We start from the raw sequence: 16,572 nt of genomic DNA on the forward strand, positions 1-16,572 counted from the left end.
GTGAGAGCTAAGAAAGCCCTGCCAAAAGCAGGGCTTTTCTGTTTTGTTGGTTGTAGAAATACGATGTTCACATAACAGTCGGCAGACGCCGACAGTAAGTAGGTAATAGTTTATAGCTAATAGCTAATAGCTAGCAGCTATCCCATAATCAGCGTGGCTGTTGCAGCACAAACAAAAATGGCTACCCTGTATTGGATAGCCATTTTTATTAGTATGACACCGAAATAATCGATGTTAATGGAATTAACACTCCACTTTTTATCTGTACGTATTTATCGGTTAATGACCATACCGTAGTTTCAACACGCAATGGACCATCCTCTGTGTTAAAGACTAGTGTTACCTTTGCTTTAAACTCATTACCCAAACGCTGTGCATCATTTAACTTGCTGCGCAACTCTTCGGATCTGTTATTTTCTGCGGCAATTATTTTGTATTTGCTAATACTTTCTTTTTCGATTAATATTGCTTCCATCTGCGTAATTTTATTTAAATCCGACATTAATTTATTAATATTCTAATATAGAAAAATACCCCTTTAAAAAGCAATTGTTAACAAATTATTACACAAATATTATCAAAAAGAAGTGAGCAGACACTCAGCGACATTTTACTTTAATTTCAGCATTAATGTAGCTTTAAATAAGGCCGAATTACTATTAAAAAATAATTCCTGTCTATCGGTATAGGTATGCTGTAAACGCGATTTAAAATGCTGTATGCCTATACTATCGGCCTGACTTTGAACATAATGGTTTACGCGATTGCTAACTTCCAGTTTTAAGGAATAATTTTCAGCCGATAGACGAATACGCAGCGGAAATTTCTCCATCACATTATACCCACCTACTAAAGCATTCTGTACCAACGGAAATAGCATAAATACCGGTATTTGTATATTGTTACAGTCGCTGTGGATTGCAAGAGTAGTTTTCACAAAAATTGGAGTATGCTGGAGGTTAGCATAACAAGCTATGTACTGCTTTAGGAGATCAACTTCATCGGCAAGGGTATGCGTAGCATCCGGAGCTATATCCAAACAATGTTTTAAAAAAGCCGCATAGGAGGCATTTAAAGTCGGCGATTCCTGCAGCTGCAGCCGCAGGAGATGTCTATCCAACTTACAATCCTCCACAGCCCATAATGCCTGTTGCGCAATGGCAACAGAATCTATCTTTTGTTTTTTCTTAAACCATACCACAGTATGCCCTCCTATTCTATACCAGATACACCACCAGAAACAACAAGTTTCATGGCGTCGGTTGCCGACATATTTAATTTGGTAACCCGCTCCGATTTCGCCACCACCACCTGTCCGGCAAAGGAATAGGAATACGGGAAATATACAATTACCTCTCCCTCAAGACCAATTTTATGCAGATCGCGTTGTGTAAGAAAGCCAATTTTCTTTAACCCCGTCTCGTTCACCTCAACCAAAACAGGCTCGTTAAATTTTTTCGCATCGCCCACAAAGGCCTCCGTAAAATCTTTAATGGAAGAGTATAAGGTATTAAACAGTGGAATACGGTTTACGGTGCGGCTAAGCCAGTTTTTAATGGGCTCTGTAACCAAATTTGTGAATATCATACCCACCAGAATCAAAAGTAACAGTACCGTTAGAATACCGATGCCGGGAATATACAACGGATGTCCATTTTCATCCTGAAGGAAATGCTGTGTAATATTTAAAGCATTATCCAATGAAGCCACAATCCACACAATTAGAAACACCGCACCACCTAGCGGTACAATAACCAAAATCCCTTTAATCAGGAAATACAACAACTTTTGAAAGACCTTTTTAATCATAATTACTCGTAAAAATAAATTCGCTTTACCCGTGTAGATATGCCCGTTAACAACTCATAAGGAATGGTGCCAATATCTTTCGCTGCCTGCTGTAAATCAGGAAATACAACGACCTCATCACCTTCCTTGGCGTCAATATCGGTAATATCTACCATACACATATCCATACAGATACTTCCAACTGTAGGAACTATTTTACCATTTATACGCATTTTTCCAATGCCATTTCCAAACCTACGGTTATACCCATCGGCATAGCCGATTTTTACGGTAGCAATAATTGAATCGCGGTATAATACACCACGGCGATCGTATCCTACCGTTTCTGTTTGTGGCAGTTTTTTGATTTGCGTAATCGTTGTCTTCAAAACCCCCACTTCCTCCAAATCCAAACCTACATCGCCCATATCTATGCCATACAAGCCTATACCTAAACGCACCATATCCAGCTGAGCATCCGGAAAATTAACAATCCCCGAAGTATTGCAGATATGTTTTAGTGCTGTATAACCTAAATGTTGTTCCAATTTTGCAGCATACCGCTTAAACAGAGCAATCTGCTGCTCGGTAAAGGTACGCAGGGCGGGGTCTCCAGCGCCAACAAGGTGCGATAAAATGGAAACCACGCGAATAGCATCCAAATCCGGTAAACTCGCCAGCAAGGCATCAACCTCCTCAGGCATGAAACCTAGGCGGTGCATACCTGTATCCAATTTAATATGTATCGGATAATCTTGCCGGCCTTTTGCTCGGACAAAGGCATTAAAGGATTTTAAAATCCGTAAGGAATATATTTCAGGTTCCAGGTTATAACGCAGCAGCTCTTCAAATGTTCCCTCATGCGGGCTTAATACCATTATTGGCACCGAAATTCCGGCACGCCGAAGCTCAACCCCTTCGTCGACATAAGCTACAGTAAGGTAGTCCAACTTATTAAACTGCAACGCATTTGCAATCTCAAAACTACCACTACCATAGGAAAAAGCCTTTACCATGGCCATCATCTTTACAGCAGGTTGCAGCTTAGCACGGTATGCCTGCAGGTTATGTTCGATAGCCTTGAGATTAATTTCCAGTACCGTATCGTGCGATTTCTCGACCAAGGCCTGCCCTACCGCCTCCAGCTGGTATTTCCGACCGCCTTTAATTAAAACACTGGCATCCCTAAACGAAAGCTGCGGCAGCGCTGCTACTAGTTCCGCTGTACTATTATAAAAATGCAGTTTTCCCGGCATTTTCCCTGCCAAAGCCTGAAGGCGTTGACCGACAAAAAACAATTCGTCCAGACGGTAGGGTTTTAATAAATCCAGCAGTTTTTTTTCAAAACGCTCGCTCCACTCTTCTCCTTCAAAATCAGACAACACCAACTTCTTCGTTTCATATTGGTTCTGCTGCGCAAGGAAGTCCAAGGCAATCTGCAAGGAAGCAATATCATTGGAGTAGGTATCGTCGATAATACTACTATTGTCCTTCCCTTTTTTAAGTTTCAACCGCATCTCCAAAGGCTTTAGACCGGGTATACGTTCCACAATGGTGGGCACGGCATACCCCAGCTGCAGGAGTACCAAAACACAGGTCAGCACATTGTCTATCGAGGCTTTGTCGACAAAAGGGATATCCAGGTCGAACGTTAGCGCCATATACCGTAGCTGTACCAATGTAGACCTGCCGCGGTCCTGCAAGCCAAGCAGCTGCAAGGCGTCGTTTTCCCGCGCCCCCCAGGACAACACACGTGGGTCCTGTAGCTGCGCCTCCATTACACTGGCAGAGGGAGCCACAATAAGTGTAGCCGCTTTAAAAAGCGTCCATTTTTCTTCTAACTTTTGTGCCTTACTGCTGAAACCTTCACGATGTGCGGGGCCCAGGCTGGTAAATACGCCCATTGTAGGTTTTATCATCCGTTGAAGGTTTATCATCTCCCCCGTCCTACTGATCCCTGCTTCAATAAGCGCAAGCTCATGCTCCGCCGTGATATTCCATAGCGATAGGGCTACGCCAAGCTGCGAATTATAGCTCTTCGGACTTTGATAACAGTTATATTCTGGGCTCAACAGTTGGTATAACCATTCTTTAACTATAGTTTTTCCATTGCTCCCGGTTATACCGATTACAGGAATTGTAAACTGCTCGCGATGCTGCTGTGCCAGCGCTTGTATGGCAGTGATGGTATCATTTACCCAGATAAAATTTGTGTCCGTAAACGAGCTGATGTCGAGTGTTAAGTCGGATACCACAAAATTACGCACCCCCTTAGCATAGGCTTCCGCAATAAAGTCGTGCCCATCACGCTGCCCCTGCAGCGCAAAAAAAAGACTCTCACCCGCAGATCTAATCTTACGGGTATCATAAGCTAATACTGAAAATGTAGAATCAGGCTTTGAAAGGTAAGTCTTTACCTGTTGAATGTGGTCTAATACCGACGTTATTGTATACATATTATCCTGTTGCAACAAATTTCATCATTATTTTTTAATATGTCTACCATTTTTTCAAGATTTGTAAGATGGAAGATTATCCTAAAAATAAGAAAATTTTTACCCCACATCAGGCGAAACTTAAAGCCGAAAGTTATTGTGCTTACCAAGAGCGTGCCCAACAGGAGGTTAGAGACAAACTTTACGATTGGGGCCTTCATGAATCGCAGGTGGAGCAAATTATTGCCGAATTAATTAGCGACAATTTTTTAAATGAGGAAAGGTTTGCCAAAGCCTTTGCCCTTGGCAAGTTTAGAATAAAACATTGGGGAAAAATTAAAATTAAACAGCACCTTAAATTAAAACGGGTGTCCGATCCTTTAATTCGAATTGCATTGAATGAGATTGATCTGGACGATTATGAGGAGAAAATTTTAAAACTTATAACCGATAAACTTGGGGCTAATACCGGAAAGTTATCTCTCCTGGAAAAGAGCAAATTACTGCGCTATATGCAGGCTAAAGGGTATGAAAGCGCATTAATATTCGCGCATTTAAAGTAGGGATACACCAAAATTATTTACATTTTATTTTGGAGATTTCCATTATCTTCCTATCTTTGCACCACACCAAGCGAAAGTAGCTCAGTTGGTAGAGCACAACCTTGCCAAGGTTGGGGTCGCGAGTTCGAATCTCGTCTTTCGCTCAATCACCTGCCTAGGTGGTGGAACTGGTAGACACGCAGGACTTAAAATCCTGTTCCTGTTAAAGGAGTGCGGGTTCGATTCCCGCCCTAGGTACTTCAAACCCTTGATAACACATTGTTATTCAAGGGTTTTCTTTTTTACAAGGTGTAAATAAAGTGTAAAAGATAATACAAAAACAGAGGTTGATAAATATTTATCAACCTCTGTGGTAGACTTACCTGTTTTGATCTTATAGATAGCTTACAGGGTTATCCATGTGCTCAATCCTTGTTAACTCAATTACCAAATTGAAAAAATAACATTGCTTCCTTAATTAAATCTCAATTTGTAGGAAATTACGATTTTAATATTACTTTTAGGGCTAAACAGTTAGATTCTAAGATTGATGGTTTATATAATCCGAATTCTAACAATATGTATAACTCAACAATAACACTAAATAAAGATATTTTATTAAACTCTTCAAAGGAATACATATTAGTAACGATGTATCATGAAGCAGTTCATTCTTTTCTAAATTTAGAAGAAAAACGATTGACTCCAACTCAATTCGCTATTAAGTATCCTAATCTATCAAGAATAGATAATAATCAAGTGCCGAGATATTATTTTAATCATAATGGGTTCGCGTCTTTCATTAATAAGCTAGCAGATGCAATTGTTTCTTTTAATCCAAATATTCCTTATTCAGACGCAGTCATTTTATCTAAAACTGGCATTGTGACCAATATGACAAATGCAGAATTATTAATCAATCAATCATATAGAAATGGAACAAAAGGGCAAAAGTGTAATTAGTGTTTTTTTACTATTGTTTTTAATAAACTATTCTTTTTCACAAGAATATTTCTTGCTTGAAGACAAAACAGATATGTATTATATCAAGTCTTATGAATTAGATGCTAAAGCTTTATATGGAATAAATAAGAAAATAAATATTTACAATATTTTATTAACGGATTTAATTGATAAATCTAATCCTAATAAGACTCTTGTATTATTTTCGACATAATTATAATTATTTACGCGAGATTATTTTGTTTCCATAGGTAAAAAATATTACCTTTATAAAAGCCATAAATTAATGAAACGTATGGCCTTTATTCTATTATCTATAGTACTTTTATTGTTAGGATGTCGCAAAACAAATAATATTCTTGACAAGAACGACATTAAATATAATGATATCAGCATATTACGATCTGATTTTGAAAAACAAACTGGATGCAAAGAATCTAATAGTTATTCTCTTATATCATCATTTAAGACTAAAATAGATTGGAATAAATTTTCTAAAGTAAACGATAGTACATTTCTAATTCACGTTTCATTATTAGACACGGTTGTATTTCCAATAAATGATTCTTTTATAAACTTAAAAAGTAAGACTGTAATTAGAGCTTATAAAACCAAAGGAACTTGGAAATATTCATGAATAATATTTGTCCCAGAAAACACATTAAATGGATACACAGGTTTGATTATTAATAAATCTCTAACCTCCCAATTACAAGTAATTAACACTTACATTAACGGGAAAATTACAAATAATAGCCTTGTTGTAAACAAACAAACAAACATCTATAAAAAAATTTGCTAATACAGGAAATAATAACTCTAATTGTACATATGTTTATGTCAATGGATATTTAAACAGAGTAATATGTACAAGTTATGGTGGTGGTGGTGATAACACAGATCCTAAAGAAAGAGGTGAGGGATATGTAGACCCTAAACTATTTGATCAAATGCCAGAAATGGATTTTGCAGGAGGTGGAGAATCATATCATTATGATTGTATTGGTGTACTTAATGGAGAGGCTTATATTGGAGATTGTGGTCAATGTATTGGAGGTACTACAGGGATTAGTAGTTGTGCTGAAGTAGCAGTTGTAGAAGCTCCGACAGAAAACATTGATTTACAAAAATTATTAGACTGCTTTAAAAATATCCTAGATAATGCAAACACAAAATATAAGGTAACATTACATGTAGAGTTAGCTGACCCAAACTATCCAATGCTTGCAATTGTTTCTAATGGATCAGTAGGACATGCGTATATAACATTAGAAAAAAGCAATGGAAGTGATAGGCGTGTACTATCATATGGATTCTACCCAAGAGAGTCTTCGATACTTGTTCCTTTAAAATATGTTGTTCCGAGCGGAATGGGAGAAGAATCATCTAACGATAAACGAAGAAGTGATATCAGTTATCCTGTAGATATTACCAAAGCAACCTTCGATCAAATAATTAATACTTCTATTCAAAATAGTTCAAAGCAATATGATTTAAATTCTTATAATTGTACAAACTATGCGGTAGATGTTTTTAATAAAACAATACCAACCCATCCGATTCAGGCTTCTGGATATAGCACACCCTCAAATCTATACTCTAAATTAAAAGCATTGAGCCCTAATTATCCTATACAGCGGAATTTAAAAGGATGGAATAATCCGGGAGCACCTATTAGTAGTGATCCATGTAACTAAATTCTATTTTATGAAATTGTTTTTAAAAATATTAGTTTGTTTTATTTTGATTGTGAATTTCCCTTTTATAAATAAATTTATTTTATTAGAGTTAGATCCTGATACTTTTAGGTATGCTAATAATGATGGGTCATACACAAGAATACAATATTTTGAGTTTAAAGAGACATCGATATCGAAATATAACATTAATAGATTTATAGAAGCGACTAAGCCAACTGATATAAATAAAGAGTTTTACCGACTGTATAAAATAAATCCTTTTTGTTTTTGGCGATGGAATTATTATATCCTTACAGCTAGTAAATTTAAGTATAAACCTTGGTCTGAAATAGAGCCCAATAGGGTTCCATACAATCCTAAGAACAGATGGCAGGATTTTTAATATTTAATAAAAAAACGCCCATCTTTATTGTTGGATGGTCAGTAAAGTTTTCGCAAGAATATTCAGGGTTTGAACGTATTCCAATGTCTTCGGGAGGAGCGAAATATGTTGCCAAGCATTTTGAATTTTCTAGTCAAATTCAAAAATTAGCTGATGCCATTGCATCTTTCAACCCAAATATTTCACTGGATATTACGGTTTGATTTGTGCCAGTCATTTCGGCCTGATAGTGCCAGCTATTACGGTTCAAATGATGCCACTTTAGTGGTTTAGTTTTCTCCTCTATTGGTCCGTTTTTACGGTTCGAATTGTGCCACTACAAAAGATCAAGAAAGAATTACCTTGTCGCTTTAAATACAGCGATATGGCCAACAAACTTGATCCGATGGACTTAAAACAAATACTCACATTACATATAGACGGTTACAGTAACCGTAAAATAGGTTCCGTTCTGGGTATTTCCCGTAATACGGTCAACACCTATATGCAACTTTTCGCAAGCAGCCAATATTCTTTTCAGGAACTTCTGAACTTCGAGGTGGTCGCTCTATCCGAACTATTCTCAGCGCATACCACCTTGGACAGGGTACGCCATAATGAGCTCATGATTTATTTCGAAGGGGTCAACAAGGTCCGAAACCATCCTGGGTTCACTTTTCTGTACCACTATCAGCAATATGTTGAACAGGCGGCAGACCCCTATAGCTATACGCAGTTTTTGGAGCATTATCGCCGTAAGGCATACTCTATACTCTTAATTTGTTTTTTAGAAATTTTAGTATCATAAACTCTCTTATCTCCTTGAAGTCGTACTTCAACCTCTTGATTCATCACAACCTTTTCTAAAAACTTTAAAAGCGCATCGTTAACCAGTATGTCTGATATTTCTTCTATATTGTCATATACGGATCTTTTAGTGTCAGGAGAAATAGCAGATTCAGCGAGATCAGAACTTGACGTAGAAAGACTTTCATTAGTAGATGAAAAGGGTATATAAACTTTAATTTAAGCGGTAAAGGAAAGTTTGGTCAGAAATCTGAGGCTACACATCCTGCAAATACTCTGCATTACTTGGATAAAAAAGAAAAATACTTCGGCAGCGTTTTTCAACGCAAAAAGTAATACGTATAGAAGCGTCTTTCGATGTGTAAGCGATACTCATTTTCATGCTTCGCATAATGAAATTATAGGCTTAAATAAAAATTCCAAAAAAAACTTTCGGTAGCATCTATTTTTTTCTTCCTGACATTCAAAATACTACGTCAAATTCCAATGTTAACAACAAAAAAAACAGGGCTAATAGTCGTTTACATCAAATTAATCCCTATATTTGCACCACACCAAGCGAAAGTAGCTCAGTTGGTAGAGCACAACCTTGCCAAGGTTGGGGTCGCGAGTTCGAATCTCGTCTTTCGCTCAATCACCTGCCTAGGTGGTGGAACTGGTAGACACGCAGGACTTAAAATCCTGTTCCTGTTAAAGGAGTGCGGGTTCGATTCCCGCCCTAGGTACAGTAAAGCTCATCGAAAGATGGGCTTTTTCTGTTTTTAACGGTTACCAAAACTGTCGCATAAAGAAAACCAGCATCGCTTTTAACCGACTATACGTATCGCTCCCTGTAGTGTACACTTTTATGGGAAACCGTAGCGCGAAATAGAAAAAGCATAGTAATTTTGGGAATGCACAACAAAAGGACAAAATTTTTATTACCCCTCCTCCTTATCTTTATCGCATTATCCTCCCAGGCACAGATACAATATGCTACAACGGAGAAGGGCAGAAAGGTGATTCTCAGAAATAATGGAACCTGGGAATATGTGGCCGACAGTAGCGAAGTTAATAATGTATACTATGCCAATCGGATAAAATCTGTTCCTTCTAACAGCTACTCTGCCAATACAAAATCAACAAGAACAACAGCAGCAGGTAAGAGACCCACAGCTTCGGCAGCAAAGACTTCGCCCCGCAGATCATATATCCGAGGACCTCGTGGTGGGTGCTACTACATCAACCGCAATGGCGGTAAAACCTATGTCGACAGAAGTTTATGCAATTGATAAAAACAATAGGACATGTATATCACTAAAGGAATAGCAAACAATCTACCTATTCCTGAAGGCTTGAAGGCTTGAAGGCTTGAAGTCTTGAAGGCTTGTAGGATTCCTGCTGGGTATGGGGTATGGGGGAATCCGTTACCCCGCACAGCACAGAGCAAGAAACGCAGGAATACAGTTTATAGGATGGAGGATAACAATATGCCATTAGTTTTCCTCTGGCAACAGCACAAACACCTCCTTACCAAAAGTCAACGTATTTTTCTGAAAAGACGGTATCCCCATATACACCGTTTCGGAGCCACTACCACGCTGGTAGGTATCACCATCTTTTAATAGCGCAAAGGCCTTTCTTTTTTTGTTTTTCCAGCCAAATGGGGTGTAAGACAAGCTGCCGAGCAGCGTATCCCCATAAACGATTCCATTGATATCTCCCGTTACAAGATACCTCCCTGGACCATTCACCTTATATTGGCCGTAAAAATCCTTTTTTACAAGGGATAGATGTAGCATGACAGTGTCACGACCCGCATAAGCAATATAGGTACGATAGCTTTTGTCTGTAGCAGCTATATGGCTACACGATAGTGACAACGTTATGAGAATTAAAACGACACAGGAAGCCAGGATTTTCATAGGCATAAAGTTTTACCTCTAAAATAAAATTCCTGAACCATATATCCATGGTTACATGTAAAAACAATAAAAAAGGGCTACCGCATAACGATAACCCTAATCACTGAACTAAACAAAAACTATTTTATAAACCTGGCGAGGGTTTTCTCAAGCTCCGCCCCTCTTAAGTCCATTGCGGCAATATTACCCTCCGGGTCGATAAGGAAATTCCGTGGAATCGAAGTAATGCCGTACTGCAAGATAATAGGATCTTTAAAACCATTAATCAAAACAACCTGCTGCCACGAAACATTATCCTCCTCCATAGCCTTTATCCAAGCCTCTTTTTTGGTGTCCAAGGAAACACCCAAAATTGCTAACCCCCGGTCTTTATAGTGAGCATAAGCCTGCGCCAGAAAGGGGTTCTCTGCACGGCAAGGATGGCACCAGCTAGCCCAGAAGTCGACCAATACATATTTTCCACGCAGCGACGATAGCGCCAACGCTTTACCCGCTTTATCATAAGCTGTAAAATTTAATGCCGGAAGACCGATCTTCACCTGATCTTGCGCCTTACTTAATATATCAATTGCTTGTACCTGTCCAAATTTCTTTAAGGAAGGATCCAAATTAGCGTACAATTTTTCAACCTCAACCCTAGTCAAAGTTCCCCCCTTTACCAACCGTTCTAAATAAATATACGACAACCAAGATTTGGGATGCCCCTGAATATAAGCGAGCTCAATATCCTGCTCACTACGCTGGCGTAGGCGAATTTCAGCTTGCACAGCATTCACATCGTCTTGCATATACGAGCCTACAATATCCACATCGGCGAAATGTTTTTTATGCGTTATAGTCTGCAATCCCTTTACCGCATAAAACTTTAAAAAACCTTTATAGCCTCCTTTTACGATACGGTTGCCATGGCGCGTATGGTGCCAAAACATACTAACCTCTACGGCACCATCCGTTAATTTGCCCGTATATGAATAAGCATTATCCTTAATCGGTAAGCTATCCTGATACAATGCCCCGGCATTATAATAGGATATATATATTTTTCCCGTTGCCAAGGTATCCGAAATAATTTTCCCTTTAATTACGAAAGTCTGCGGTTTCTGTGCCAAGCAGGAAAAGCTGCTCAACATAATACCCAAAAACAAATAAAGTATATTTTTCATTTTACTTTTTATTAAAAATTTCATCCATTTTATCACGTAAGGCTTGCTCCTTAACATTTTTTGCGATTACCTTTCCACTAGGGTCTATAAGATAATTTGTAGGCACAGAATTGACATTATAACGCAATGCAGCCTCAGAATTCCAGAATTTAAGATCGCTCAGCTGCACCCAGTTGTACTGATAATCTGCAATCATGGTCAACCATTTCGCTTTGGTATCCTGCCTATCTAAAGAAACGCCGACCACCACAAAGCCCTTATCCTTATACCTATCGTACATGGCCTTCACATTGGGCATTTCTGCTAGACAGGGGCCACACCATGTAGCCCAGAAATCAAGTAAAACATATTTACCTTTAAAATCGTGCAGACTAACACTGTTTCCATCCTTATCTGGCAAGGTAAAATCGGGTGCCGGATCACCAATTTTGGCCGATCGCATCCCTTTAACGCGGCTTAAAATCTGCATCCCCATCTCGGTCTGCTGCAGCTGCGGAGCAAGGCTACGCCATAACCCTTCGGTACCATCAGCATCCGCCGATTTAATGCTATACATATTCACCTGATCTAAAAAGACCCGCGATGCGGAATAGCGTTTGCTGTATCTTTGGAGCAGCAGCAACTTCTCGGGTTGAATTTCCTTATTAAACTGATCGTATGGCCGTTGTCCGCTGCGCCCTGCATTCACCCGATGGAGCATTTCATCCAGCATACCGTAAAAAATATGGTAGTCTCTATTTAGCGGCGTCCCCCCCAATTGCGGAAAATCCTTACCCGATAGCAGCGTTATTTTTATTGTCCCAGGTTCCAGGTAAAACACCGCACTATACTGTCGGTCACCAACCTTGTATAACAACTGCCCGGTTTCCACCTGCCCCACGCTACCGCGAAATGCAAAACGCCCCTTCACAACGGCACTAGAATCTACCCTTTTCCCCGAATCCAGGTTAAACCAATGCAAGTAAATCTTGCCGTTCACGACTTTATCTGTCTTCCCTTGAATTGTAAATTTGCCCGCCTGTGCAGCGACAAATGCTGGCAGTACCCCGAGTAGGAATACTGTACATAATATTGATAATCTATGCATAAAAAAATCCAAAATAAATTAAAACTAGCGTTCGCGGTAGGCTACACTAACGATTTTACCAAAGCCTGCCCAACTACGCAGCTTTTGTATAGGTCCATTTACGGGGGGTACGCTATACATCTCCAAGGAGCCATTCGACTTACCATCAGCCTGCGGGTCATAGGACCCCACCAGCAGTTGGTTTGCCCAGTCCTTATAGTTGGGATTATTTCTACTTAAACGGATATAAAAATTCTGGAAGCCTAAGAAAGAAATCCTGCTATTTCCTTTATCCAGCATCAACTTACTTTGCTGCAAAGCCAAGTCGTACTCATAAACCTTAGCACCAGCGTTATAAAATAAGTATCCCCACTCAGGGCTCAGCGCAAATGCTGTGGCCTGCTCAATACCGTCGCCCAGCAGCTCTTGAAGATAATTCTGTGCGCTGCCAATCGTAAACCGCATCAACCAGTATTTTTGCGTTGCCGGATCCTTCAACACAGCAAAGGCCTTATTGTTGTAATCCTTACCCATATAAATCAAGTCGTACCCTTGCGGATAGTTGTAGGACGCTGCTACATTCGTTAATTCTGTGGCTGTGTACGAGGAAGCCTGCACAAAACGCTTGGCATCTTCATTATAAAATACCGAAATCGTACCATTAGACACAAAATGTCGCGATAGCTTAAACGGCACGCCTGTACTGTTGTACACATTTAATGGCGAATACTTAAAAGCATAGCCCCCCAGCGTAGCATACATATATACATTGCCACTGTTGTAGGATAGCATCATGGGGTACACCCCAAATGTTAGCTCGCCCATTAACCGCTGTGGAGCAAAATCTGTGGGCACATTGCCGACAAATAAATAACGGAGGTTGCCATTAGGTGCAGGGTTCAACGTCTCCTGGTCAAGCCGTGTCGTTCCTTCGGAGGTAGCCACAAAAATACCGTAGTTCTTAGGGGTGATATTCGCGTTGGTATACTGCATGGCCAGCACCTGGTAAGGCTGTCCTTTTAAGGATAAGTTGGCATTCATTTTCTGCAGTACATCCATATAAGGATTAAATTTTTCGGCTTTGAGATCGTACGAAAGCATATCTAAGCGAGCGCCATTGCCGACGTCGCTTAGTACCAAGAAGCCTTCGTACACCTCAGTCGTTACTGTAAGATTCGTGCGCTGCTGAAACTGTACTCCGGTATTTTTATCCTTAACCTTATACTGCAACGTATAGGTCCCCGGGCTCATACCAATCGTAATATTCAGTGTTTTATCACGTGAAAGTATAGAGTCCCGCAGTGGAGGTGCTGACGAGCTTCCCAAACGTAATGACCATTCATACGTATAATTATCGGCGTCAGCATACCTACTATCCGAGGCCGTAACCGTAGGGTTAACCTTAAAATTATGCCCAAACAAGGCTTGGTAGCCCTGTACAACATCGAAGTCCGAAAATGTAAGCGTGTTGATATCGCTGTAGGTATAATTGCCGGTATCCTTAACACAGGAGGCCATCAGCATTACCAGCAACAGCATTCCTGTAAAAGCACCTTTAGCAATGCTTAGGTACATGTAAATTTTTTCTTTTTTCATATTAATTAACTTTTACTGGTAAGCTGCAGCCATTTTCATAAGGGTATTATCCTCCTCATAAACCGTACGTCCGGCAGCATTTTCATCGTTTAAATAATGCGCCATTGCAATGGCAAAGAGGGTTTTTCGTGCCGACGATTGCAGGTCGTATACGGATGTCGTCACATAGTCTAACGGCATACCAGTAACCTGACTAATAAGTTTCCATTTTTTAACACTGAATGTTCCGAAGTACGGCGCAAAGAGTCCATTCCAATTGTTTCCAGCTGTTAATATATCCGACAAACTTACTTTAAGCGAAACCGCACTTACACTACCACCAAGGCTGGCATAAATCCTTTTTATATCCGTCTTAAATTCCGTTGTAGGCAGCAACTGCAATTGTATTTTTACCGGAGCCTGCTGCAAGTCTGGCGTACGGAAAATACGTAATGGAATACTATCCTGTACCCTTCCGGCACGAACAAGGACCCTTTCTGGCACCGTAAAATGTGTGCCCAATACCGCAGAAGAGCTGTCCTTCAGCACCTCTACACGAAACAACCTATCCTGTGGTTGCGGTTCACCCGTTACGGCAACGGGCAATTTCAAAATAGAATCTTTTATGCCCTCCGGCCGTATCGCGAAAGACACATTGGTGCTATCGGCGATAACACCATTAATTTTTAAATTAAAATATATGTTATCGGCAATATCATAGGTTTTCAGCTCCTCGCGTTTACAAGAGAAACAAAACCCCAAGGCCCCTATTGCGAAAATATAATACACTATTTTTTTCATCGTTTATAGTATTAACGTGGTGTTGTTTCTGATAAAGGTAATGGAACAACATACTTAACATCGTTCATGGTTATATTTCCGGTACTTGTACCGGCAGGAATACTACTTCTATTTTTACGTTTATAGTAGAAAAATAATTGCCCCTCTCCCCATAATTCCTTTTGGTATTCCTTTTGTATTTCGGCATCAGCAGGAGCCGTAGCCGCCAATGCTGTGGCAATACCCCGGTTTATACGCACCTTATTCAGGTAAGCAATAGCTTCCGTATTATCGGTTTGTGCTTCCGCCAGGATATAATAAAGTTCGGTTTTGCGAAGAAGCGGCTGCAAGAAGCGCCAGGGCTTGTTTTTCACTGCGATATCGGCAAATTTTGCAGTCGTTTGTACTGTCCCGGGGTTCACATTTGCAGGCAGCCAAACCGCCGTATACCGATAATCTGTTATGGAAGTCGTGGTGCCTTCATACATACTAACCAAGCGTGCGGGCAATGCTGTAAGTAAATCACCGTTTAATAACTCCGGGCTAAAATACTTGGTAAAGTTGCTGTACATATCTTGGTTATACACGCCAAAAATTACTTCTGTAGAGAAAATTCGATCGGGTGCTATACCCTGGTTAATTGCAGATGGCGACAACCATGGAAACCACTTCTCTCCTTCCTCTAAAACATCTTTTGCTGCCGCAGCTGCTTCTGCATTCTTGCCGGCATATAACAATGTACGCGCCTGTAAACCACGTATGGCGTAATAATTAAGGCGCAGGTTGCGATAGCTGCCATAAAAGTCACCCTCAAACAGCACCCCCCTTTGGCGTACCGCATCTGTTTGCAGTAAGGATAGCGCTCTGCTGTAATCCGACAAAACACTATCTACTACCGTTTTAGCCTCTAATATAGGTCTGCTTATTCCATCCGCAACTGTGTAATAGGGAATAGCCATTTTATCTGCCCCTGTAGCGTACACCGGGCCATATAAACGTAAAAGGTCAAAATGCAACATCGCACGAATGCCAATAGCCTCCCCCGTTAATAAGTCGGCTTTGCTTTTGCTGATTATCCCATTAAGCTGCGCTTTAGCAAGGGAAGCAATAAACTTATTCACCTTCGTTATCGTAGCATAACCTTCCGTCCATAGCTCATTAAAGGTCTGCATAACATTTTCATTGGCATAGGCATACTGCTGGTAGTAGATATAACTGTTGTTGCTCGCGGCCACGGTATTGTAACGCTGCCCCATAATCTCTATCGTGGTAGTACTTAAGTTGGCACCATATAATTTAGCAGATGACAAACTCATATATAAGCCATTTAACGCCTGCTGAATAGCATTCTCATTTGCAAACACCTGCTCTTCGGTATATTTATCTTCAGGCTGCACATTAAGATAATCCTTACAGCTGGAAAATACCCCAACTAGGCATATACAGGCTACCGCTAGATTCCATAAAATTTTCATATTCACTTTATTT

Annotated in this window: 17 protein-coding genes and 4 tRNA genes; 11 read left to right on the plus strand and 10 right to left on the minus strand. The window is 40.0% G+C overall.

Features of this window, described 5'->3' with window-relative positions:
• Positions 1-208 precede the first annotated feature (208 nt).
• The 4 genes from ACL9RF_RS12080 to ACL9RF_RS12095 form a co-directional block, all read right to left on the minus strand.
• Positions 209-502, minus strand: coding sequence for a hypothetical protein (locus ACL9RF_RS12080; RefSeq protein WP_422800894.1), 294 nt, complete (start codon positions 500-502; stop codon positions 209-211).
• A gap of 108 nt (positions 503-610) precedes the next feature.
• Complete coding sequence (locus tag ACL9RF_RS12085) at positions 611-1,201, minus strand: hypothetical protein (RefSeq protein WP_422800895.1); 591 nt, start codon at positions 1,199-1,201, stop codon at positions 611-613.
• Positions 1,202-1,212: 11 nt separating this feature from the next.
• Positions 1,213-1,809 carry a DUF502 domain-containing protein gene (locus ACL9RF_RS12090; protein ID WP_422800896.1) on the minus strand — a complete coding sequence of 199 codons (597 nt, stop codon included), beginning with the start codon at positions 1,807-1,809 and terminating at the stop codon, positions 1,213-1,215.
• Positions 1,810-1,811: 2 nt separating this feature from the next.
• Entirely contained in the window at positions 1,812-4,244 is a 2,433-nt protein-coding gene (locus tag ACL9RF_RS12095; protein WP_422800897.1) for a bifunctional UDP-N-acetylmuramoyl-tripeptide:D-alanyl-D-alanine ligase/alanine racemase, read from the minus strand.
• A gap of 68 nt (positions 4,245-4,312) precedes the next feature.
• On the opposite strand from ACL9RF_RS12095, the gene ACL9RF_RS12100 reads away from it, so the two are divergent.
• The 11 genes from ACL9RF_RS12100 (at position 4,313) to ACL9RF_RS12150 (ending at position 9,867) form a co-directional block, all read left to right on the plus strand.
• A complete protein-coding gene (locus ACL9RF_RS12100) occupies positions 4,313-4,786 on the plus strand; it encodes a regulatory protein RecX (RefSeq protein WP_422800898.1) in 474 nt (157 codons plus the stop codon).
• Positions 4,787-4,856: 70 nt separating this feature from the next.
• Positions 4,857-4,929, plus strand: a tRNA-Gly gene (locus ACL9RF_RS12105).
• Between the two features lie 9 nt (positions 4,930-4,938).
• Positions 4,939-5,023: transfer RNA gene (locus ACL9RF_RS12110), tRNA-Leu, on the plus strand.
• Positions 5,024-5,344: 321 nt separating this feature from the next.
• Positions 5,345-5,728 (plus strand): hypothetical protein, encoded by a 384-nt coding sequence (locus tag ACL9RF_RS12115; RefSeq protein WP_422800899.1) that lies wholly within the window; start codon positions 5,345-5,347, stop codon positions 5,726-5,728.
• Positions 5,700-5,942, plus strand: a complete 243-nt coding sequence (locus tag ACL9RF_RS12120) for a hypothetical protein (protein ID WP_422800900.1) — start codon at positions 5,700-5,702, stop codon at positions 5,940-5,942. The genes ACL9RF_RS12115 and ACL9RF_RS12120 overlap by 29 nt, the downstream gene beginning before the upstream one ends.
• 745 nt (positions 5,943-6,687) lie before the next feature.
• Entirely contained in the window at positions 6,688-7,425 is a 738-nt protein-coding gene (locus tag ACL9RF_RS12125) for a hypothetical protein (protein WP_422800901.1), read from the plus strand.
• A 369-nt stretch (positions 7,426-7,794) separates the two neighbouring features.
• Positions 7,795-8,013, plus strand: coding sequence for a hypothetical protein (locus tag ACL9RF_RS12130; RefSeq protein ID WP_422800902.1), 219 nt, complete (start codon positions 7,795-7,797; stop codon positions 8,011-8,013).
• Between the two features lie 161 nt (positions 8,014-8,174).
• Positions 8,175-8,597 (plus strand): LuxR C-terminal-related transcriptional regulator, encoded by a 423-nt coding sequence (locus tag ACL9RF_RS12135; protein ID WP_422800903.1) that lies wholly within the window; start codon positions 8,175-8,177, stop codon positions 8,595-8,597.
• A 557-nt stretch (positions 8,598-9,154) separates the two neighbouring features.
• Positions 9,155-9,227: transfer RNA gene (locus tag ACL9RF_RS12140), tRNA-Gly, on the plus strand.
• A gap of 9 nt (positions 9,228-9,236) precedes the next feature.
• A tRNA-Leu gene (locus ACL9RF_RS12145) sits at positions 9,237-9,321 on the plus strand.
• A gap of 168 nt (positions 9,322-9,489) precedes the next feature.
• A complete protein-coding gene (locus tag ACL9RF_RS12150; protein WP_422800904.1) occupies positions 9,490-9,867 on the plus strand; it encodes a DUF3157 family protein in 378 nt (125 codons plus the stop codon).
• Between the two features lie 204 nt (positions 9,868-10,071).
• On the opposite strand, the gene ACL9RF_RS12155 is transcribed toward ACL9RF_RS12150, so the two are convergent.
• The 6 genes from ACL9RF_RS12155 to ACL9RF_RS12180 form a co-directional block, all read right to left on the minus strand.
• Positions 10,072-10,500 (minus strand): hypothetical protein, encoded by a 429-nt coding sequence (locus ACL9RF_RS12155; RefSeq protein ID WP_422800905.1) that lies wholly within the window; start codon positions 10,498-10,500, stop codon positions 10,072-10,074.
• Between the two features lie 119 nt (positions 10,501-10,619).
• Positions 10,620-11,663, minus strand: coding sequence for a redoxin domain-containing protein (locus tag ACL9RF_RS12160; RefSeq protein WP_422800906.1), 1,044 nt, complete (start codon positions 11,661-11,663; stop codon positions 10,620-10,622).
• Between the two features lies 1 nt (position 11,664).
• On the minus strand, positions 11,665-12,750 hold the full coding sequence (locus ACL9RF_RS12165) for a redoxin domain-containing protein (protein WP_422800907.1): 1,086 nt from the start codon (positions 12,748-12,750) through the stop codon (positions 11,665-11,667).
• Between the two features lie 24 nt (positions 12,751-12,774).
• Positions 12,775-14,325 (minus strand): PKD-like family lipoprotein, encoded by a 1,551-nt coding sequence (locus ACL9RF_RS12170; RefSeq protein ID WP_422800908.1) that lies wholly within the window; start codon positions 14,323-14,325, stop codon positions 12,775-12,777.
• Between the two features lie 12 nt (positions 14,326-14,337).
• The gene (locus tag ACL9RF_RS12175; RefSeq protein WP_422800909.1) at positions 14,338-15,105 is read right to left on the minus strand and encodes a DUF4843 domain-containing protein; all 768 of its coding nucleotides are present in this window, start codon (positions 15,103-15,105) and stop codon (positions 14,338-14,340) included.
• 11 nt (positions 15,106-15,116) lie between these two features.
• Complete coding sequence (locus tag ACL9RF_RS12180; protein ID WP_422800910.1) at positions 15,117-16,559, minus strand: RagB/SusD family nutrient uptake outer membrane protein; 1,443 nt, start codon at positions 16,557-16,559, stop codon at positions 15,117-15,119.
• Between the last annotated feature and the right edge of the window lie 13 nt (positions 16,560-16,572).

Origin of the sequence: Sphingobacterium sp. Mn56C (genome assembly GCF_049319645.1) — a bacterium.
GTDB lineage: Bacteria > Bacteroidota > Bacteroidia > Sphingobacteriales > Sphingobacteriaceae > Sphingobacterium.